This window comes from Amycolatopsis sp. 3B14 (assembly GCF_050958625.1).
Taxonomy (GTDB): Bacteria; Actinomycetota; Actinomycetes; order Mycobacteriales; family Pseudonocardiaceae; genus Amycolatopsis_E; species Amycolatopsis_E thermoflava.
The window spans coordinates 1-19,796 of sequence record NZ_JBHZEN010000017.1 but is presented as its reverse complement, the minus strand read 5'-3'; the positions used below and the strand labels follow the sequence as shown (position 1 = coordinate 19,796).

General features: G+C 73.3%; 15 protein-coding genes. 5 read left to right on the top strand and 10 right to left on the bottom strand.

The window, feature by feature from the left end:
* Nucleotides 1-3: 3 nt before the first annotated feature.
* Nucleotides 4-1,944 carry a 4-alpha-glucanotransferase gene (gene malQ, locus ACCP09_RS09375; protein ID WP_027930583.1) on the bottom strand — a complete coding sequence of 647 codons (1,941 nt, stop codon included), beginning with the start codon at nucleotides 1,942-1,944 and terminating at the stop codon, nucleotides 4-6.
* A 57-nt stretch (nucleotides 1,945-2,001) separates the two neighbouring features.
* On the opposite strand from malQ, the gene ACCP09_RS09370 reads away from it, so the two are divergent.
* Entirely contained in the window at nucleotides 2,002-3,267 is a 1,266-nt protein-coding gene (locus ACCP09_RS09370; protein WP_433745006.1) for an alpha-amylase family protein, read from the top strand.
* Here ACCP09_RS09370 and ACCP09_RS09365 read toward each other — a convergent pair.
* The 3 genes from ACCP09_RS09365 to ACCP09_RS09355 form a co-directional block, all read right to left on the bottom strand.
* Nucleotides 3,261-4,049, bottom strand: coding sequence for an SDR family NAD(P)-dependent oxidoreductase (locus tag ACCP09_RS09365; protein WP_378335590.1), 789 nt, complete (start codon nucleotides 4,047-4,049; stop codon nucleotides 3,261-3,263). The genes ACCP09_RS09370 and ACCP09_RS09365 overlap by 7 nt on opposite strands.
* 196 nt (nucleotides 4,050-4,245) lie before the next feature.
* Nucleotides 4,246-4,545 (bottom strand): hypothetical protein, encoded by a 300-nt coding sequence (locus tag ACCP09_RS09360; RefSeq protein WP_017982079.1) that lies wholly within the window; start codon nucleotides 4,543-4,545, stop codon nucleotides 4,246-4,248.
* Between the two features lie 72 nt (nucleotides 4,546-4,617).
* Nucleotides 4,618-5,256, bottom strand: a complete 639-nt coding sequence (locus tag ACCP09_RS09355) for a DUF6801 domain-containing protein (protein WP_433745002.1) — start codon at nucleotides 5,254-5,256, stop codon at nucleotides 4,618-4,620.
* Nucleotides 5,257-5,514: 258 nt separating this feature from the next.
* Here ACCP09_RS09355 and ACCP09_RS09350 point away from each other — a divergent pair, with 258 nt between their 5' ends.
* Nucleotides 5,515-7,020: an AMP-binding protein gene (locus ACCP09_RS09350; protein WP_433744999.1), complete on the top strand. Its 1,506-nt coding sequence runs from the start codon at nucleotides 5,515-5,517 to the stop codon at nucleotides 7,018-7,020.
* On the opposite strand, the gene ACCP09_RS09345 is transcribed toward ACCP09_RS09350, so the two are convergent.
* From ACCP09_RS09345 to ACCP09_RS09335, 3 genes are all read right to left on the bottom strand, one after another.
* A complete protein-coding gene (locus tag ACCP09_RS09345) occupies nucleotides 7,017-7,721 on the bottom strand; it encodes a class I SAM-dependent methyltransferase (RefSeq protein ID WP_433744996.1) in 705 nt (234 codons plus the stop codon). The genes ACCP09_RS09350 and ACCP09_RS09345 overlap by 4 nt on opposite strands.
* A complete protein-coding gene (locus ACCP09_RS09340; protein ID WP_433744993.1) occupies nucleotides 7,718-8,983 on the bottom strand; it encodes a PucR family transcriptional regulator in 1,266 nt (421 codons plus the stop codon). The genes ACCP09_RS09345 and ACCP09_RS09340 overlap by 4 nt, the downstream gene beginning before the upstream one ends.
* Nucleotides 8,984-9,193: 210 nt before the next feature.
* Nucleotides 9,194-10,348, bottom strand: coding sequence for a helix-turn-helix domain-containing protein (locus tag ACCP09_RS09335; protein ID WP_433744990.1), 1,155 nt, complete (start codon nucleotides 10,346-10,348; stop codon nucleotides 9,194-9,196).
* Nucleotides 10,349-10,504: 156 nt separating this feature from the next.
* Between ACCP09_RS09335 and ACCP09_RS09330 the strand changes: the two genes are divergently transcribed.
* Nucleotides 10,505-11,578: a DUF2235 domain-containing protein gene (locus ACCP09_RS09330; RefSeq protein ID WP_433744987.1), complete on the top strand. Its 1,074-nt coding sequence runs from the start codon at nucleotides 10,505-10,507 to the stop codon at nucleotides 11,576-11,578.
* Nucleotides 11,579-11,648: 70 nt separating this feature from the next.
* Here the strand turns inward: ACCP09_RS09330 and ACCP09_RS09325 are convergent, their stop codons facing one another.
* The 3 genes from ACCP09_RS09325 to ACCP09_RS09315 all read right to left on the bottom strand — a co-directional run bounded on the left by ACCP09_RS09325 (nucleotide 11,649) and on the right by ACCP09_RS09315 (nucleotide 17,113).
* Nucleotides 11,649-12,761, bottom strand: coding sequence for a CapA family protein (locus ACCP09_RS09325; protein ID WP_123682554.1), 1,113 nt, complete (start codon nucleotides 12,759-12,761; stop codon nucleotides 11,649-11,651).
* Between the two features lie 70 nt (nucleotides 12,762-12,831).
* Nucleotides 12,832-16,089, bottom strand: coding sequence for a PQQ-dependent sugar dehydrogenase (locus ACCP09_RS09320; RefSeq protein ID WP_433744984.1), 3,258 nt, complete (start codon nucleotides 16,087-16,089; stop codon nucleotides 12,832-12,834).
* Nucleotides 16,090-16,153: 64 nt separating this feature from the next.
* Nucleotides 16,154-17,113, bottom strand: coding sequence for a sugar phosphate isomerase/epimerase family protein (locus tag ACCP09_RS09315; protein ID WP_027930575.1), 960 nt, complete (start codon nucleotides 17,111-17,113; stop codon nucleotides 16,154-16,156).
* A gap of 188 nt (nucleotides 17,114-17,301) precedes the next feature.
* Here ACCP09_RS09315 and ACCP09_RS09310 point away from each other — a divergent pair, with 188 nt between their 5' ends.
* Both ACCP09_RS09310 and ACCP09_RS09305 read left to right on the top strand, forming a co-directional pair.
* Complete coding sequence (locus tag ACCP09_RS09310) at nucleotides 17,302-18,498, top strand: ROK family transcriptional regulator (RefSeq protein WP_027930574.1); 1,197 nt, start codon at nucleotides 17,302-17,304, stop codon at nucleotides 18,496-18,498.
* A gap of 307 nt (nucleotides 18,499-18,805) precedes the next feature.
* Nucleotides 18,806-19,796: ROK family protein (locus ACCP09_RS09305; protein WP_433744980.1), on the top strand; the 991-nt coding region annotated here is incomplete at its 3' end.

Genomic DNA, 19,796 nt, shown 5'->3' with positions numbered 1-19,796 from the left:
TCTTCAAGCACTTCGCCCGGTGAACGGGCGCGCGGCGCGCAATTCCTTCACGAAGTGGCGCAGTCGTGCGTCCGCGAAGAACTCCTCCACGGTGACGGGCAAGGGAATCCGCCAGTTCGGGTACTCGTCCGTCGTGCCGGGCAGGTTGGGCTGCCGCACCTCGCCGACCACGTCGGCTGGCGCGGTCAGCAGCAGCCGCGACGCGGCGGACGCGAGCAGGGTGTGCAGCGCAGCCACCGGGTCGTCGTCCGGGATGCCCTGCGCCCGCGCGAACGCGAGCAGGTCGGCGCGCTCGGTCTCCGCGGCGGCCCGTTCCTCCTCCGCCGGCCCGTCGAGCAGTCCCAGTTCGGCCCGCACGCGCACGTGCTCGCCGGCGAGCCAGCCGGCGACGGTCGGCAGGTCGTGCGTGGTGATGCTCGCCATCGCGTCGGCGTCCCACTCCGCGGGCGGGACGAACGGGTGGCCGGGCGAGTCGTAGTCGCGCTGGAACCACAGCACCGCGGAGCTGAGCACCCCGCGCTCGTGCAGGGTCTTGGTCACCGCGGCCTCGACCGTGCCCAGGTCCTCGCCCACGACGACCGCGCCCGCGCGGTGCGCCTCCAGCGCCAGGATGCCGAGCATCGCCTCGGCGTCGTAGTGCACGTAGGTGCCGCGTGACGGCGGCTCGCCCGGCGGGATCCACCACAGCCGCCACAACCCGGCGACGTGGTCGATCCGGATGCCGTCGGCGTGCCGCAGGACGCCGCGGATGACATCGCGGAACGGCGCGTAACCGAGTTCGGCGAGCCGGTCCGGGCGGAACGGCGGCAGGTTCCAGTCCTGGCCCTGCTGGCTGAAGGCGTCCGGTGGCGCGCCAACGGTCACCTGCGCGGCGAACGCGTCGCCCAGCGCCCAGGTGTCCGCGCCGCCCGGGTGCACGCCGACCGGAAGGTCGTGCACGATGCCCACCGGCATCGCGGCGGCCGCCTCGCGGGCGTGGCCGAGCTGGTCCTCGCACAGCTGCTGCAGCCAGCCGTGGAAGGCGATCCGGTCGGCCAGCTCGGCGCGGGCTGCGGCGACCTCCGGGCCGTGCGGGTCGCGCAGCGGCACCGGCCACTCGCGCCAGTCCGGGCCGTGCCGTTCGGCCAGCGCGCAGAAGGTCGCGAAGTCGTGCACGGCGTCGTCCAGCGGCGCGGGCTCGTGCAGCGGCCACAGCAGTTCCAGCGCGGCCAGCTTGGCGCTCCAGACCGCGTCGTAGTCGATCAGGTCCGCGTTGTCCGGCCGCAGGGCCAGCACCCGGGCACGCAGGTCCTCGCCGGCGCGCGCGAACTCGGGCGTGTCGGTGATCCGGAGGTAGAGCGGGTTGGCGTAGCGGCGGCTGGCCGGCGAGTAGGGGGAGCGTTCGACCGGGTGAACCGGGCTGATCGCCTGCACCGGATTGACCAGCAGCACGCCCGCGTCCAGCTCGGCGGCCGAGCGGCGCGCGAACTCCGCGAGGTCGCCGAAGTCCCCGGCGCCCCACGACCGCTCCGAACGCAGCGCGTAGAGCTGCAACATCCAGCCCCAGGCCGGGGGCACCTCGGGCAGGCGGTGCGGCACGACGGCGAGCACCACGTCCTGCTCGGCGGTCTCGACGCGGTGCCAGCCCAGCGGCAGATCGGCGGGAAGCATCCGGCCGATCTCCCGGCGGGTGCCGTCCTCCAAATGCAGGACAGCGGGCCCGCCCGCGTCGTGTTCGGTACCTTCTCGCAGCACGAGCGTCGGGGGCAGCACCGTGGCCGCCCGGCGTTCGCGGACCGCGGCCAGCTCGCGGCGGATCGCGTCCGGCCCGGAGGCGTCCACCCCGAACTGGGCGAGAACGGCGACGACGACGTCCGGCTCGACCTCGACCTCGCGTTGTTCGGCGTTCTCGTACCGGGTGGCCACTCCGTAAGCGTGCGCGAGGGCGGTCAGGTCGGCTTCCACCCGTTCAGGATCCAGGTCCCGGCCGGGGGCCGCCACACGACGAGAAGAGGAGAACGCATGGGGCGCTGGGCCGATCACGCGATCTGGTGGCACGTCTACCCGCTCGGCTTCACCGGCGCGCCCGGCGGGGCGCTCCCGGCAGGCAGCGAGGCGCAGCACCGGCTCCGGCGGCTGGAGAACTGGCTCGACTACGCCGTTGAACTGGGCTGTTCCGGTCTGATGCTGGGCCCGGTGTTCGCGTCCGAGACCCACGGCTACGACACGGTCGACCACTTCCGGATCGACCCGCGGCTGGGCGACGACGCCGATTTCGACCGCCTCGTCGCGGCCGCCCACAGCCGCGGGCTGCGGATCGTGCTGGACGGTGTTTTCAACCACGTTTCGCGCGCCTTCGGGCATCCGGAGTGGTTCCGCCGCGACGGCGCCGACTACGCGGTGTTCGAGGGGCACGCGCACCTGGTGGCGCTGGACCACGCCCAGCCGGCGGTCGCGGACTACGTGGGCCGGGTGCTGGACCACTGGCTCGGCCGCGGAGTGTCCGGGTGGCGGCTGGACGCGGCGTACGCGGTGCGGCCGGAGTTCTGGGCGCGGGTGCTGCCCGGGGTGCGGCGGCGGCACCCGGACGCGTGGTTCGCCGGCGAGGTGCTGCACGGCGACTACGCGTCCTACGTGGCACGCGGCGGGCTGGACACGGTGACGCAGTACGAGCTGTGGAAGGCGATCTGGAGCTCGCTGCACGACGGGAACTTCTTCGAGCTGTCCTGGGCGCTGAAGCGGCACGACGAGCTGATGGGGTCGTTCGTGCCACAGACCTTCGTCGGCAACCACGACGTCACGCGGCTGGCGAGCCGCCTGACCGACGAGCGGCACCTGGCGCACGCGCTGGCGGTGCTGTTCACCGTCGGCGGCGTGCCCAGCGTCTACTACGGCGACGAGCAGGCCTTCCGCGGCGTCAAGGAGGAACGGGAGGGCGGCGACGACGAGATCCGCCCGGAGTTCCCGGCCGACGCCGGGCAGCTCGCGCCCTACGGCTGGCCGGTGTACCGCCTGCACCAGCGGCTGATCGGCCTGCGGCGGCGGAACGCGTGGCTGGTGCGGGCGCGGACGGAGGTCGAGCACCTGACGAACCGGGCGATGGCGTTCCGCTCCCGCTCCGGCGACGACGAGATCCTGACGCTGCTGAACACCAGCGACGACGCGTACCGGTTCCCGGTGGACATCGACGGGCTGCGGGTGCTCGACTCGTCGTCACCGGACGGGAAGGCGCCGCTGCCCACGCTGCCGCCGCACGGCTGGGCGGTGCTGGGCCGGGCGTCTCAGTAGAAGATCGGGCCCGGCGTGCCGCCGCCGGCCGGGATCGGGTCGCCGGTGATCGCGGCGCTGCGCGGGGAGGCGAGAAACGTGACGACGTCGGCGACCTCGGCCGCGGTGACCATCCGGCCGATCGCGCTGCCGCGGCCGAGCAGCGCCTCCGCTTCCGCCACGGTCACGCCCCGGGCGCGCGCGACGCCCTCGACCATCGCCGGGGTGCGTTCGGTGACGGTCAGCCCGGGGTGCACGACCGTCACGTTGATCCCGTGCGGGCCGAGTTCGTCGGCGAGGTTCTTGGTCAGGGCGGCCACGCTCACGTTGCGGATCGAGCCGAACGGGCTGCCGGTGCGGCGCGCGTTGAGGCCGGAGACGTTCACGATCCGCCCCCAGCCGCGCTCGGCCATGTGCGGCGCGACGGCGCGCGCGAACCGCAGGTAGCCGAGCACCTTCGTCTCGATCTCGGTCCGCAGGTCGTCGTCCTCGAGCGCGGCCAGCGCGGTGGGTTTCGTGGGGTCGGCCGGTTGTGCCGCGGAGTTGACCAGGATGTCCACCCCGCCGAACTCCGCGACGGTGCGCGCGACCGCGGCGCGCACGGCCTCGTCGTCGGTCACGTCCGCGGGGACGGAAAGCGTGTTCCCGCCGATCCGGGCGCGTGCTTCCGCGAGCGCCCGCGCGTCGCGGGCGACGATCGCCACGTCGGCGCCTTCGGCGGTCAGCGCCTGCGCGACCGCGAACCCGATGCCCCGGCTGCCGCCGGTGACGATGGCCTTCTTCCCGCCCAGCCGGAGATCCATTCCGGGATTGAACCAGAGCCGCTGCCCGACCGAGCGTGGCGCTATCCGGGCACGCCAGGTCGGGCGAGGCGTTGTCCGGTGGCCGCGCTCAGGCGCGGCCGTCAAGCGGAGCGCGGCCGCTTCCAGGGCAACGTCGGCTCGGCCGCGCTGCTGCGCGGCGGGCGGGCACGCGGCGGGGGCGGTCCCGAAGGGGCGCTCAGGCGGTCTCCTCCGGGCGGCGCCGCTCGATCATGGTGTCCGGGGCCGACTCCGGCACCTCGGTGCGCAGGTCGGAGTCCCGCAGCACCTCGCGTGCCTGCGCCTCCGGATCGGCGCTGCCGGCGTGTTCCTCTTCCGGCAGCAGGGTCGAGCGCGTCTCCGCGCGGTCGTCCACCGCGTTGCGCTCGTCGAACACCCGCGGCCGGTCGAGGTCGTGCTCGGCGCGGACGCGGTTCTCCTCGGCGGGCGACATCTCGGTGGCGCCCAGATCCAGTGGTTCCTCGTTGCGCGGTGTCACGCGGGTGGGCTACCCGATCACCGGGGCCGCCACACCCCGCGCGGCCCGGCGCCCGGGCCGCGCGGGGTCGGGTCAGCGGATCCGCTGCTCGGTGGCGGCCTGCGCGGCCTCGGTGATCTGCACGGTGGCGAGGACGTTGTCCTGCCCGGGGTCCTGCGTGCACTGGGAGTCGAAGGTGCCGAGGCCGGTGTCGGAGCCGTCGGCCTTCTTCGGGTGCAGGGTCAGCAGCAGGTCGCCGACCGACACGGTCGCCCCGCCGGGCTGGGCGAAGGTCAGCGACGGCGTGGTGCCGGTCGCGGTGACGTCGAAGGCGCCGGAGGCGGGGATCGCGGTCGGCGGGATCGTGGTCGGGACGGTGACCGGCAGGGTCGCCTCGGGGGCGGCGACCGTGGCGGAGGCCTGCGCCGTGCCCTCCACCGTCTTGGCGCCGACCAGGTTCAGGCCGGACGTGGCGGTCGAGGACACGGTGGCGACGGCCTCGATGCCGAACTCGGGCGTGGGCTGGCCGACGGTCGCGGTGGCCGGGATGTCGGCGTTGATCACGACGCTGATCGGCTGGTTGCCGATGAGCGGGAACGGACAGGTGTAGGTCAGCGTCAGCGTGGCCGGATCGGCGGCGCTGGTGCCCGCTCCGGCGAGCAGGCCGGCGGCGGCGGACACCGCCAGTACCGATCCGGAGACGATTCCGCCGACGATTCTCTTCCGATTCATGCACATCTCCATTGATAATCGCAGAAAAGGATTACTGATGAGTAATGTAATGACGGGAAATTGCTCCGGCAAGGTTGTCCGGAAAACTTGTCACCGGTTGCATGGGTTTCCGCGGGGAAGTTGGCATCTCCATCGAAAGATGCCTGGAGCTGCGGATTTACCAGTGGCACTCACCAGGCTGACAAGTATCGATTCGCTCCGCTGGCACCCCGCTCACAAGTTTTGACACCCCATTCACAAGATCACTACGGTTCCGTTGTGACCCAAACACTCGCGTCCCTGCCGCAGTTCCTGGCGACCTGGGCGCGCCGGGACCCGGACGCCCGCGCGGTGTCCGACGGCACCCGCTCGCTCACCTGGGACGAGCTGGACCGGCGCGTGACGTCGGTGGCCGCGTGGCTGCGGCGGTTCAGCTTCGACGGCGTGCGCGCCGCGATCCTGGCCGACGAGGGCGTGGACTGGGTCGTCGGCTTCCTCGCCACCCTGCGCGCCGGGCTGGTCGCGGTGCCCGCCTTCGCGCCGGGGCGCGACGACGCCTGGCTCGCCGCGACGATCATCGACGCCGCGCCGGAGATCGTGCTGACGACCGGGGACAAGCTGCTCGACGTCCGCGCGCTCCTGGACGCCGCCGGTGTGCAGGTGTGGCGGATCGTCGCGATCGACACTGTGCCCGGTGACCTGTTCGACCTGGACGAGCCGGATCCCGCCGACATCGCCTGCCTGTGCTACACCTCCGACTCCGTGGGGGTGGTGATCACCCACGCCGGGCTCGTCGACAGCGCCGCGCACACCGCCGGGGCGCTGCGCCTCGGCGACCGGGCGGCGGTGGTCGTCAACTGGCTGCCGCTGTGCCAGATGGGGCTGCCGTTCGCGGTCGCCGCGCCGGTGTTCGCCGGGTGCCCGTCGGTGCACCTGCCGGCCGACCGCGTGCGGGAGCGGCCGGAGATCTGGCTGCGCGCGCTAGCGGCCAATCCGGGCGCGGTGACGGCGGCGGCGAACTCGTTCCTGGCGCGCTGCCCAGTGCCCGACGCGCTGGACCTCGGCGGTGTCCGGGCGGTGCTCGACGTGGGTGAACCGGCGCGGCACCGGGCGGTGCTGCCCGGGTCCGGCCTGCGTCCGGACGCGCACCGGGCCGCCTACGGGCTGCTGGAGGCGACCGGGCTGGTGTCCATCGGGGACGGTCCGGTGTCGAGCGGGCGGCCCGGCCGCGCCGTCGCGATCGTCGACCCGGTCACGCGCCGTTCGCTGCCTGCCGGCGCGGTGGGGGAGATCTGGGTGACCGGACCGACGGTGGCGCGTGGGTACTGGCGGCGGCCGGCGGCGTCGGCGGAGACGTTCTGCGCGCTGCTGCGGGACGAGACCGACGCGGGGGAGCCGGGCTGGTGGCTGCGGACCGGGGACGTGGGCTTCCTGTCTGGCGGCGAGCTGACCGTACTGGGGCGGCTGGAGAACCGGTTGCCCGCCGGGGAGGCGGCGGTCCAGGCGGAAGCGGTGGAGGCGACGATCGAACGGGTCGTGCCCGAACTGCTGCCCGGCTCGACGGTCGTGTTCGCGGTCGAGGACGAGGTCGTGGTGCTCGCCGAGGCGCCCGGCCCACTGACCTGCGCGGGTGCCGTCGAGCAGGCCGTCGCGGACGGATACCGCCTGCGCGTGCGAGACGTGCACGTGGGGCTTCCGGGAAGCCTGCCGCGGACCGTCGCGGGCAAACCCGCGCGTGCCGCCTGCCGGGAGGCGTATCTGGCTAGCGCGCCGGCCGTTTCCTAGGGCGCGGCCTCCAGGACGAAGAACAGGAACGCGGTCTTCGTCGACAGCGATTCGAAATCGCCGGGAAAGAGTTCGCGGGCGGCCGGGTCGGGCTGCGGCTCCACGAGGGCGGTGAGGCGGAACCCGGCGTCGGTGAAGGCGCCGGTCATCGCGTGCAGCGAGTGGCGCCAGAACCGCATCGAAAGGGTTTGCCCGCCGAACGTCCACTCGAACGAATAGCTGGTGGTCGCGAAGTAGTCGGGCCGGGGCTCCTGGATCGTGTAGGCGACGAACGGGTGGTCCACCGACGCGATCAGGCGGCCACCGGGGCGGAGCACGCGCCGCAGCTCGGCCAGCGCCGGTGCCCAGTCCTCCAGGTAGTGCAGCACCAGGGAGGCGACCACGTCGTCGAACGCGCCGTCGGCGAACGGCAGGGGATCGTTCAGGTCCGCCAGGCGGAGCGGCACGTCGTCGCCGAGACGCCGCCTGGCCAGCGCGAGCATCCCGGCGCCGGCGTCGATGCCGGTGACCTCCGCGCCGCGGTCGCGCAGCGCGGCGGTGAGTGGTCCGGCGCCGCAGCCCGCGTCCAGGATCCGGCGGCCGGCCACGTCCCCGGCGAGGGACAGCATCGCGGGCCGCTCGTAGTACGCGTTCAGCAGGCTGTTCTCGTTCTCGGCGGCGTAGGCTCCGGCGAAGCTGTCGTAGTCGTTCACCCGGTTCATGCGGCGGGCGTCAGCAGTTCCGTCGCGCGCAGCGCGATTTCCAGCCGCAGCCGGTGTTCCGGGTCGTTCAGCCGCTCGCCGAACAGTTCTTCGATCCGCCGCATCCGGTAGCGCACCGTCTGCGGGTGCACGCCCAGCCGCTCGGCCATCTCCGGCGCGCTCCCGCTGGACTGCAGCCACGCCAGCAGCGTCTGCCCGAGCCGCGCGCGCTGCTTGTCCGTCAGTCCGTGCAGCGGCGCGAGGCACGCGTCCCGCAGCTGTCCGATCAGGAACTCGTCCGCCAGCAGCCACAGCGTGGCCAGGTGGTCGTCGGCGTGCAGCACCGGCTCCCGCGGGAGGATGCGGCGCACGCTCAGGTCCATCGTCCGGCGCGCCCAGCGCAGCGACACCGCCGCCTCCGCCAGCGGCACCCGCGGCCCGATCGCGACCCGCCAGCCGCGCAGTGCGGCCTCCAGGCCCTCCGGCGGCGCGGCCGCGAGCAGGCACGGCTGCGGGCTCTCCAGATCCGCCAGCACCCCGGCCGGCAGCGCGGGCGGCGGCAGCCGGTGCTGGTCGCGCCGCGGCTCCAGCGCCATCGCGACCACCTTGTCCGGCACGTGCCACCCGGCGGCCGCGGCCAGCCCCTCGACCGCCTGCGGCGCCGGAGCGGGCTCGGACAGGACCAGGCCGAGCAGCTGCCTGCGCTGCCTGGCCCGGGTGCCGGCCGCGCGGGCCTGCGCGGCGCGATAGCCCTGCACGGACAACGCGGAAATCTCGTCCACATAGGCCAGCACCGCTTCGGCGCCGGTGTAGAGGAGATCGGACGGCAGCCCCTTCGCCTGGCCGACCTTGGCGATGTAGCGCCACGCGGCCAGCCCGCCGACGCGGTAGGCGGTCTGGATCTGGTCCAGCGGACGCCCCTCGCTGTACTCGATGCGGCCGAGGTGCCGGAACACGCCGATCCAGTTGTCCTGGGACACCGCGGGGTTGCCGATGTTGTCCAGGCACTGCCCGACCGCCTCGCGCACCCCGCGCACGATGACCTCGCCGAACGGCCCCTCCAGCGGGCGGGCGTACTCCGGCACCGTCCGCTGGATCTCGGCCAGGATGACCCGCGTCAGCGCGTCCGCGTGCGGGCGGAACACCGCGGCCAGCTCGCGCGGCAGCGACGCCCACAGCGTGCTCGCGCGCCCCTGCCCCGGAGCCTCACCGGGCGGGCGGCGCGGGTGTGGCGGCCGCGGCGGCGCGGTGCGTCCGGGCCGGACCTCGGCATCGATCGTCATGTCAACCCCTGCTCGGGAAACCGCAGCGCTGCGGTGGGTGGAGATCTTCGCGGCCGGCCCCGTGCGCGTGGCCCGCTCGCGGAGCCAACATGGCATCACCCGGGTCGCGTTGGCAAGAACCGTTGACACACTCCGAATTCCTGCGCCACCCGTTCGGGTGACGAGTGTCGAGACGGGTGACACCCGGACGAGGGCTCATTCGCGCGTGCCTCACAAAGTCCCCTCCTCGGCGCCGAGTTGCCTGCGCAGCACCAGGTGCAGCCCGAACCGCGTGTCCGCGTCGTCCAGCCGGTCGCCGAACAGCTCGCGCAACTGGTGCAGCCGCGCCCGCACGGTCTGCGGGTGCACCTGCAGGCGGCGCGCGATCTCCGGCGCGCCGCCCCGGGTTTCCAGCCACGCGAGCAGGGTTTCGCCCAGCCGGGCGCGTTGCCTGCCGCTCACCGAGTCCAGCGGGGCCAGGTACTTCGCCTGCAGCCGGTCGGCGAGGAAGTCCTGCGAGCGCAACCAGATCGCGTCGAGGTGCTCGGCGCACCACACGACGTCCCCGGGCAGGGCGAGCCCGCGCCGGGCCAGCCGGTGCGCGGCCGGGGCCAGTACGAGCGGAACCGGCGGCGACACCGCGGCGCGCGCGGGTTTTTCCCAGTTGCCAGACAGGATCCCGACCGTCCGTTGCGGACTGGGCGTGATCAGGCAGGGGCGGTCGCCGTCCAGATCGGCGAGGACCTCGTCGTCCAGCAGGCCGGCCGGCAGGTTCTCGGCGTGTTCGAGGGCGATCACGGCGACCCGTTCGGGCAATGGCCATTCCGCGTCCTCGGCCGGGCCCGCGAGACTCGGCTGCGGCTCGGCGAGGATCAGCGTGGCCAGGCGGCGCCGGCGCTCCTCGGCTCCGGACGGCTGCCGCGCCTCCTGGAACCCTTCCAGTGCCGTCGCGGACAGCTCGTCGACGAACGCGAAGATCGCTTCGGCCGCGGTGGTGAGGGTCTGCGGGCCGGCGCCGAGATCACGCAGCACCGGGGTGAGGTACTGCCAGGCCACCCGGCCGCCGATGCGCACCGCGGCTTGCAGGGCGTCGAGCGTGCGGCCCTCGTCGAACTCGCGCCGCCCGCGGCGCCGGAACTGGCGGACCCACTCGCTGTGGTCGGGGTGCGGGTTGCCGATGCACCGGAAGCAGTGCCGCACCGCCACCTCGATGCCCTCGGCCAGCGCGCGGCCGAACCGGCCCTCCGGTGGCCCGGAGTACTCCGGCACCTCCCGCCGCACCTCGCGGACGATCGCCTCGGCGAGCGGCCGGGTGTGCGGCTCCAGCGCCACCGCGAGCCGTCTCGGTGCGGCCGCCAGGGCCTGCGCACTGCGGTAGTCCGGCACTTCCGCCCCCTTGACGCGCCGCAACAAAACCTGAAGCCGACTCGCGTTCTTGCTGGTCAGCGACCCGGCCGGACGATGCTACCGCCTGGTAGCCAGAGCGGACAGTAACCCTCGGCACTCGATCGGCGACAAACCGGGCGTCGAGGGGAGCTGTGCATGACCAAGCGGCTGGTGATCTGCTGCGACGGGACCTGGAACACGCCGGACCAGCCGGCGCCGACCAACGTGTCGCGGGTCGCGCTGGCGGTCGCGCCCGCCGACGGGGCCGGGCGCGAGCAGCGGATGTTCTACCACCCCGGGGTCGGGACGCGACGCGGCGAGCGCCTGTGGGGCGGGGCGTTCGGGTTCGGGCTGTCCCGCAACGTGCGCGAGGCCTACCGGTTCCTGGTCCGGACCTTCGAGCCGGGTGACGAGCTGTTCCTGTTCGGGTTCAGCCGCGGCGCCTACACCGCGCGCAGCCTCGCCGGCCTGGTGCGCAACTGCGGGATCCTGCGGCCCGAGCACGAGGACCGGATCGGCGAGGCGTACGCGCTCTACCGCGCCCGCGGGTCGAAGACGCACCCGCGCTCGGCCGCGGCGGAGCTGTTCCGCCGGTCGTACTCGCGCGAAACGCGGATCCGGTTCCTCGGCGTGTGGGACACCGTCGGGTCGCTCGGCATCCCGTTGTCCGGGCTGCGGCTGGTCAACCTCGTCAACCGGCGCTGGCAGTTCCACGACACGGAGCTGAGCTCCAGCGTCGAGGCGGCGTACCACGCGCTGGCGATCGACGAGCACCGCCCGCCGTTCCGGCCCGCGCTGTGGCGGCCGCGCGCGGGCACGATCGGGCAGCGCGTCGAGCAGGTCTGGTTCGCCGGGGTGCATTCCGACGTCGGCGGCGGCTACCCGGACCGGGCACTGGCCGACATCAGTCTGCTGTGGATGGTCGAGCGGGCGCGGGCGCACGGGCTGGCCTTCGAACCGGGCGCGTTCGCGGCCGCGGAACTGGACCCGCTCGGCCGGGCGCACGAGTCGCGCACGGGGTTCTACAAGCTGATACCCCGGCACGTGCGGCCGCTGGGCACGTCGTCGCACGAGTACGCGGCGTCGAGCGCCGTGGAGCGGCAAGCGATGGTCTCCGGGTACGCCCCGAACCTCGACGCGTACCTCTCCGAGGGCGGCGCGGTGCTCCCGGTCCGCAGCGACGAGGGAGAGCGCTTCCCGGCGGCCAGCCCGGAACCGGAACCCGCCTGAGCGCAGGACTCGCGCGTCCGGCTCCAGCGTCACCCGGTCCCGCAGCGCCCGGCCGGCCGCGCCGGGCTCGTCAGCCGCGGGTCAGGCCTTGCGCGGCGGCGCCGCGGCTGAGGACCACCTCGTCGGTCCGCGCGAGGGCTTCCGCGGCGCGCGCCCGGTCCAGGGCGGGGTCGTCGGCGGTGCGCAACCGGATCGGCGGGCCGAGGTCGATCACCGTGGGCACGTACTCGGCCCGGTCCACCGTCCAGCCGTCGCCGGCGCGGGTGAAGTGGAACCGGCCGATCAGGCCCTCCTCGGTGGTGCCGCGCGGTTCCGAGTGCCTGGCGATCGAATTGCCCAGCCCGTAGGCGACCCACTTGCCGCCGATCTTCTCCATCGGCTGCACGACGTGCGCATGGTGCCCGATGATCAGGTCCACCGCGGGGTCGGCCAGCACCCGCTGCGCGATCTGCCGCTGCGAGGCGGTCGGCTCGTGCTGGTACTCCGTGCCCCAGTGCAGGCTCGCGATCACCACCTGCGCCCCGGCCGCCCGCGTGGCCCGCGCTTCCGCCAGCACCGCGTCCGCGTCGAGGGTGTTCGACACCCACTGCTTGCCGCCGGGCAGCTTCTTGCCGTTGAACCCGAAGGTGTAGGACACGTGCCCGACCTTCACGCCGTGCACGTCCAGCACCAGCGGCGTGCGGGCCTCCTGCTCGGTGCGGGCGGAGCCGGTGTGCCGGATGCCGGCCTCGTCCAGTTCGTCGAGCGTCCGGTCCACGCCGTCGGTGCCGGTGTCGATCGTGTGGTTGGACGCGGTCGAGCAGTCGTCGTACCCGGTGTCGGCCAGCGCGTCGGCGATCTCCGGCGGCGCGCTGAACTCCGGGTAGCCCTGGAACGGGCCCTCGGCCGGCGCGAGCGGCGTCTCCAGGTGGCACACCGCGAGGTCCGCGGAGCTGATGTCGTCCCGGATCCCGGCCAGCAGCGGCCGGTAGTCGCGGGTCCCGCCGCCGTCCGCGACCGCCTGGTCGGTCAGCGCGGGGTGGATCAGCACGTCCCCGGTCGCCGCCACGGTGAAGCCCGGGCCGGCGGCCGCGGCGGCCGCGGGCGGTGCGTCCGGCTGCGGCGGGGCGTCTTCGTCCGGCGCGAAGCAGGCGGCGAGCAGCGCGCCCGCCGTCAAGCCCGCGAGAACCAGACGGATGCGCATGGTTCCCGATCCTGCCAGAGGGCCACTCCCGGTGCGGCTCCGCACCGAGAGTGGCCCCAAGATCACCCGGTCAGGCCTTCAGCGACCCCGACAGGGCGGTGGCGTCGCGACGGAGAGTCTCCGACGCGACCCGGTCCGGCACGTTCCACCGCTGGCCGGCGAGGACGCCGAACAGCCGCAGCGCCTCCTGCGCCGGCCGGACCCGGCCGGCCTTCGCGTGCGACTCGGCGAGGTCCAAGGTGCCGCGCAGCTGCACCGCACCCGCCTTGGTCACCCAGCCGGCGTCGCGGAACCGGTCGATCAGGGCGCGCATGTCACCGAACGACGTCCCGGTCGTGAAGTTCACGGCCTTGGTCGTGGTGAGCCCGGCCTGGTCGGTCACGGTCACCGACAGCTGGTGCGCCCCGAGCGGCAGCCGCCACAGCTCCAGCGGCTTGCCCGGCGTGACCGGCTGACCGTCCACTGTGGCCTGGAACCCGGCGACCCCGGAGGTGGCGTCGGTGGCGGTGACCACCGGTGTCAGCGCCGCGGAGTCCCCGAAGGCCTGTCCCTCGGTCACCCCGGCGACCGTCACCGCCGGCGCGGTCTTGTCGATCTTCACCGTGAGCGTGCCCGGCGCGGAGACGTTGCCGCCGTTGTCCGTCGCCCGGTACAGCACGGTCGTGGTGCCCTCGGCCGACAACGTGACCGGGTTGGCCGCGTTCGCCCAGGTGACGCCGTTGTCCACGGAGTACTGCCTGCTGGACACCGTGCCGTTGTCGGTCGCGGTCACGGCCAGCGTCACGTTGCCCGTGTACCAGCCGTTCGCCCCGGTCGGGGCCGACGGCGTCAGCGCGGCCGACACCGCGGGCGGCGTCTTGTCCGCGACCCCGGCGCCCTGGAAGGTGAAGGCGTCGACGTCGACCCCGCCGCTGGAGGTGACGAACAGCTTGCCCGCGCCCGAGGGCAGCCCGGTCAGCTGCGTGGTCACCGTCTGCCAGCCGTCGCCCGCCGGGACGTCGACCGTGGCGAACGGCGCCGCGTCGGCGGCGTTCCACCGCAGCTGCAACTGGCCGGCGCCGTGCGCCTTGGTCTGCACCCCGGTGATGCCGCTGAAGTTGACCGGGTCGTAGGCCAGCCAGTCGCCGGCGTCGAAACCGGTGACCGAGCGCAGCCCGGACGCGCTCGCGTCGTCGGTGATCGTCACGCCGCTGGTCTCGTCCGCGTGCTCGCCCTGCATGAGCTTCGGGTTCAGCACGGCCTGCGCCTCGCCGGTCGCGGGCGGCACGCCACCTGCGCCGTTGTCGGTGTAGGTCACGTTGAGCACGCCGAAGACGTTCTCGGTCTCACCGTGCCCGGCGTCGGTCGGCGTGGCCACGGCGCCGGTGCAGCCGGTGCCGCTGTTGACCGGGTGCCCGTGCTGGTTGTGGCCCAGACCGAAGGCCCACGCGACCCGGCTGCACACCGGGGTCGTGCCGTCCTCCGGATCGTTGACCGTCACCGCGTAGGGGATCGCGTCGCCCCAGTCGAAGAACCCGCCGTGCACCGGAGCGGTCAGGCCCACCGTGGGCGCGGTGTTGCCGGTGGTGACCTGCTCCGACGTCAGGCCGTGCTTGCCCGCCGGGTCGGTGACGCGCAGCCGTGCCTCGACCTGGCCGTTCTCGGTGTAGGTGTGGGTGGCCTGCGGTCCGGTGGCGTCGAACGTGCCGTCACCGTCGAAGTCCCACTCGTAGGTCAGCGCGCCGCCCTCGGGGTCGCTGGACGCGCTGCCGTCGAAGGCCACGGTCAGCGGCGCCTGCCCGGACGACGGGGTCGCCGTCATCCGCGCGGTCGGGGCCTTGTCGCCCGGCGCGAAGTCGATCCGGTACAGGCCGGCGTCCGGGTTCTGCCGGAAGAAGCCGTCGCCGTAGTCCAGGACGTAGAGCGAGCCGTCCGGACCGAACTCGAGGTCCATCGGGTTGTCCCAGATCGGCTGGCCCAGCGTGGACAACTCGGCGTTGGGCAGGAAGTTCTCCAGCTTCGTCACCGGCCCGTCCGGGCCGGACAGCGTGAACGCGGCGACGTAGTCCTGCGAGAACTCGCCGAAGAACGCCTTGCCGTCCCAGTACTCCGGGAACTTCGTCGGCGACGGGTTGTTCGCGTCGTAGTGGTAGACCGGGCCGCCCATCGGCGCCTGGCCGGTGCTGGAGCGGAACGCGGTCAGCTCGGGCCACGGCTGGTCGCTGTCCTTGTCGCCGTACCAGAGCGTGGCCGGGGTGGCCGGCGGCAGCTCGCGCAGCCCGGTGTTCCAGCGCGAGTCGTTGACCGGCGCGGCGCAGTCGAAGGCCGGGCCCGGGGTGAGCGTGGCGAAGTCGAAGTCCCGGTAGGGCTGGGTGTTGTCGGCCGTGCAGAACGGCCAGCCCGAGTTCATCGCCTTCGTCGTGGTCTGCCACTCGACGTAGCCCATCGGGCCGCGGTTCGGGTCGGCGGTGCCGGCGTCGGGGCCGTAGTCGCCCCACATCACCGCGCCGGTCGCCTTGTCGACCGTCATCCGGAACGGGTTGCGCAGGCCCATCACGAAGATCTCCGGCCGCGTCAGCGGCGTGCCGGGGGCGAACAGGTTGCCCTCGGGGATCGTGTAGGAGCCGTCCTCGTTGACGTGGATGCGCAGGATCTTGCCGCGCAGGTCGTTGGTGTTGCCCGAGCCGCGCCGCTCGTCGAGGCCGGGGTTGTAGCCGGGCGCGTCGTTGATCGGCGTGTAGCCGTTGACGTTCGGGCCCGAGGCGGGCGTGTTGCCGCCGGTCGACAGGTACAGGTTGCCCTGGGCGTCGAAGTCGACGTCACCGGCGACGTGGCAGCACTGGCCGCGGTTGGTCGTGACGCGGATGATCTCCTGCTCGGTGCTCAGGTCCAGCGCCTCGCCGGTCCACTTGAACCGCGACAGGACGTCGTAGCCCTCCCACTGCTTCCAGTACGAGTCGTCCGTGCCCGCGGGCAGCGTGTTCGGCGCGGAGCCGGCCGGGGTGTTCAGTTTGGGCGAGTAGTAGAGGTAGACCCAGTGGTTCTCGGCGAACCCGGGGTCCAGGGTCACCGTCTGCAGGCCCATCTCCGAGTTCTGGTAGACGGGGATGGTGTTGACGACCTTCGTCACGCCGGTCTTCGGGTCGGTCAGCCGCACCTCGCCGCTGCGCGCGGTGTGCAGGACGCGGTTGTCCGGCAGCACGGCCAGGTCGATGGGCTCGCCCACGTTCTTGGTGAGCGTGATCTTCTCGTAGTTCTCCCAGTGCAGGGCGGCGTCTTCGTCGTGGGCCGCGGCGGGCACGGCGAGGCCGAGCACCGGCAGGGCCGTCACCGCGGCGGCGGTGATCAACCGTCTGAGGGCAGGATGCATCGCGAGATCACTCCGGTGGGATTTCGACGGGGAGGGGGAGGGGTCAGCCGCGCAGGTTCTCCAGCGCCTGGTAGCTGCGCAGCGCCGCGGCGAACGAGCCGGGCGGGTTGGGCAGCGTGCTGGGCGCGGTGTCCTGCTCCCAGATGCCGTGGTAGCGGCCGCGTCCGTTGACCCGCTTGAGGAACCGGCGGTAGGGCAGGTCGCCCGCGCCGAACTCGACGATGTCGTAGCCGTTGGGGTTTTCCGGGTTCTCGTCGCCGTCCTTGAGGTGCAGCAACGGGTAGCGGTGCGGGGCACGGGTGATGTAGTCCGCGGGGTCGAAGCCGGGGAAGCGGTACTGGCCCACGTAGGCCCAGTACACGTCCATTTCGAGGTAGACCAGGCTCGGGTCGGTGTGCTCCAGGAAGACGTCGTAGAGACGGACCTCCGGCTGGTCGGTGGCGAAGGCGAACTCGCCCGCGTGGTTGTGCTGGTAGAACTTCAGGCCGCGGGCGCGTGCCGCGGCGCCGAACGTGTTGAACTCCTCGGCCGCCGCCCGGTAACCGTCCACTGTGTTCACGTTGCTCGGGGCGTTGGCGGTGCCGATGTGCTTGAGCCCGAGGATTTCCGCGTTGTCGAGTTCGCCCTGCAGGTTGGTGCGGAAGTTGTTGAGGCCGACGTGGCTGCCGACCGCCTTGAGCCCGAAGTCCTTCAGCAGCTGGGCGATCTCCGGCACGGTGATCTGCCGTCCGAGGATCGAGGTGCTCTGGGTGTAGCCCGCGAACTCGATTTCGCGGTAGCCGATGCGGGACAGCTCCTCGAACACGGCCCGGAACCCGAGCTGGGAGACCTTGTCGCGGACGCTGTAGAGCTGGATGCCGATCTGGTTCTGCGGGACGAGGCGGCCGCCGCCCTGGCTGGCGACGGCGGGCAGCGATCCGGCGAGCGCCGCGGCGCTGACCGCGACGGTCGCCCCCGCCGCGGAGCGCAGGAAACCGCGGCGGTTGAACGACGAGTGGGACACGGATTTCTCCTTCAGCCGAGTGTGAACCGACCCCCTTGCCACGTGCGCCGGTCAACGTAGGCAACTTCCGCCGAAAGTGTCCAGAGTTTCGGATTTCCCGGAACAAAGTTCGGCCGCGTCTGCTCAAAAGGGGCGGCGGCGGGTCTACAGTCGGGGCACGCGCGAGCAGCGAGGAGGCTGGTGCCCCCATGACCACCAGCGGTTTTCCCCCGTCGGCCGAGACCCGTGAGCAGGCCGGGCTGCTCGCCCTGCTGCGGGACGAGGGCCCGATGGCGCGGGTCGAACTGGGTGAACGGCTCGGCGTGCCCCGGGCCCGGCTGGCCGCCGAGATCACCCGGCTGGCCGAAGGCGGGCTCGTGGAATCCGGCGGTCCGGCGGCGAGCCGCGGCGGGCGCCGGTCGACGCTCGTGCGCCTGGCAGACGACTTGCGGTTCCTCGGCGTGGACATCGGGGCGACCTCGGTCGGCGTCGCGGTGACCGATGGGCGTTGCGAGGTGCTGGCGCACGCGGTGGAGGACTGCGACGTGCGCCGCGGGCCGGTGCCGGTGCTCGACCGGGTCGAGCAGCTGGCGGCGAAGGTGCTGCAGGACGCCCCCGGGCGGCTCGCGGGCGCCGGGATCGGGCTGCCCGGGCCGGTGAGCTTCCGCGACGGGATGCCGGTCGCGCCGCCGATCATGCCCGGCTGGGACCGCTTTCCCGTGCGTGACCGGCTCGCCGGGCACTGGGGCTGCGCGGTGACGGTCGACAACGACGTGAACGTGATGGCGCTGGGGGAGCGGCACGCGGGGGTGGCCAGGTCGCTCGACGACCTGATCTTCGTGAAGGTGGGGACCGGCATCGGCGGCGGAATCGTCGTCGGCGGCCGGGTGTACCGCGGGGTGGCCGGCACGGCGGGCGACATCGGGCACATCAAGCTCGACGACTACGGCCCGGCGTGCGCCTGCGGGGAGGCCGGGTGCCTGGAGGCGTACTTCGGCGGGGCGGCGCTGGCGCGGGACGCGCAGACGCTGGCGCGCAGCGGACGGTCGCCGTACCTCGCCGAGCTGCTGGCGGACCGGCCCGTGCTGACCGCGCGGGACGTGGCGGAGGCTGCCCAGGCCGGTGACTTCGCGGCGGTGACGCTGGTCCGCGAGGGCGGGCGGCGGCTGGGGCAGGTGATCGCGTCGCTGGTGAGCTTCCTGAACCCGGGGATGGTCGTGATCGGCGGCGGCGTGTCCCGGCTGGGGCACACACTGCTGGCCGAGGTGCGGTCGTCGGTCTACCGGCGGTCGCTGCCGCTGGCGACCGGGAACCTGCCGATCGTGCTCTCGGAGCTCGGCGACCAGGCCGGTGTGATCGGGGCCGCCTGGCTGGCCTCCGACCACGCCTTCAGCGTGCCGGCCTGACCTCGGTGCGGGTGGTGCGAGTGGCGTGAGGCGGTCGCGGGTGGCTCGGCCTGGCGCGGTTTCGTGCGTGTCCGTCACGGTGTGGGCACGCTTCGCAGCCACGGCCTCGCGACTCCCACTGAACGGAAGCATGTCATCAATCGTGCACACTTTCGGCAGTCCGGTTCAAAAGTAACGATCTGACTGTTACTCCTTTTGCCGGATTGTGGCAGAAGTACCCCGCCAGTCAGAGTAGGCGGCGTACGCCAGAGCACTGAGACGGCAGCACTGAGACCGGCCAGTTTCCCAACGAAGTGGAGCGTCCGCGGTGCCCCAACCTTCTGACCGGCCGACGGATCGCGCCGGTGTCCGCAGGGCGAACCTCGCCCTGCTCGTCCGGCTTCTGCGCCGCCACGGGGGGCTTTCCCGCGCGCAACTGGCGACCCTGAGCGGCCTCAGCAAGGCCACCGTCTCCGGCCTCGTCGCCGAGCTGGAGATCCGCGAGCTCGTCCAGGCGGGCGGCCGCCACGAGGGCGGCCAGGGCAGGCCCGGCCAGCTCGTCGAACTCCGGCCGCGCGGCCACTGGGGCATCGGGCTCGAGGTGGACGAGGACCACGTCGGCGTGACGGTCCTCGACCTCGCCGGCACCGCCACCACCCGCCGCCGCGCCGCGTGCGACGTGCGGGCCCTCGGGGCGGCGCGCGCCCTCGACGAACTGGCCGCCCTCGTCCTCGCCGCGCGGTCCGAAGTGGACGACGTCGCGGGCATCGCGGTGGCGGTGCCCGGCCTGGTCGACACCGCGGCCGGCGCCGTCCGCCTCGCGCCCGGCCTCCGGTGGCGCGGCGTCGCCCTCGCCGACGGGCTCGCCGCCCGCACCGGGTTCCCCCTCGACCGCATCGTCGTCGGCAACGACGCCAACTTCGCCGCGCTCGCCGAAGCCGACGACGGCGCCGCCCGCGGCTGCTCCGACGTCGTGTTCCTGCACGGCGGCATGGGCGTCGGCGCCGGGCTGATCACCGGCGGCGGCCTGATCGGCGGCGCGGCGGGCGAGGTCGGGCACCTGTCGCTGGAACCCACCGGCCGTCCCTGCGTCTGCGGCCGCCGCGGCTGCTGGCAGACCGCCGTCGGCATCGACCCGTTCCTGCACTCGCTGGCCGGCCCCGGCGACCTGGTCCACGACCCGTCCCTCGACCTGGCCCAGCGCACCGCGATCGTGCGACGGCGCGCGCAGGACGGCGACCGCCGTGTCCTCGGCGCGCTCGTGCAGCTCGGCGCCGCCCTCGGCCACGGCGTCGCGGTCCTGGCCGACGTGCTCGACC

Coding starts and splice junctions, on each gene's coding strand:
- ACCP09_RS09365 (WP_378335590.1), bottom strand. CDS start 4,049: ATGGATCTCCGGCTGGGCGGGAAGAAGGCCATCGTCACCGGCGGCAGC.
- ACCP09_RS09345 (WP_433744996.1), bottom strand. CDS start 7,721: ATGAACCGGGTGAACGACTACGACAGCTTCGCCGGAGCCTACGCCGCC.
- ACCP09_RS09355 (WP_433745002.1), bottom strand. CDS start 5,256: ATGAATCGGAAGAGAATCGTCGGCGGAATCGTCTCCGGATCGGTACTG.
- ACCP09_RS09340 (WP_433744993.1), bottom strand. CDS start 8,983: ATGACGATCGATGCCGAGGTCCGGCCCGGACGCACCGCGCCGCCGCGG.
- ACCP09_RS09325 (WP_123682554.1), bottom strand. CDS start 12,761: ATGCGCATCCGTCTGGTTCTCGCGGGCTTGACGGCGGGCGCGCTGCTC.
- ACCP09_RS09370 (WP_433745006.1), top strand. CDS start 2,002: ATGGGGCGCTGGGCCGATCACGCGATCTGGTGGCACGTCTACCCGCTC.
- ACCP09_RS09310 (WP_027930574.1), top strand. CDS start 17,302: ATGACCACCAGCGGTTTTCCCCCGTCGGCCGAGACCCGTGAGCAGGCC.
- ACCP09_RS09330 (WP_433744987.1), top strand. CDS start 10,505: ATGACCAAGCGGCTGGTGATCTGCTGCGACGGGACCTGGAACACGCCG.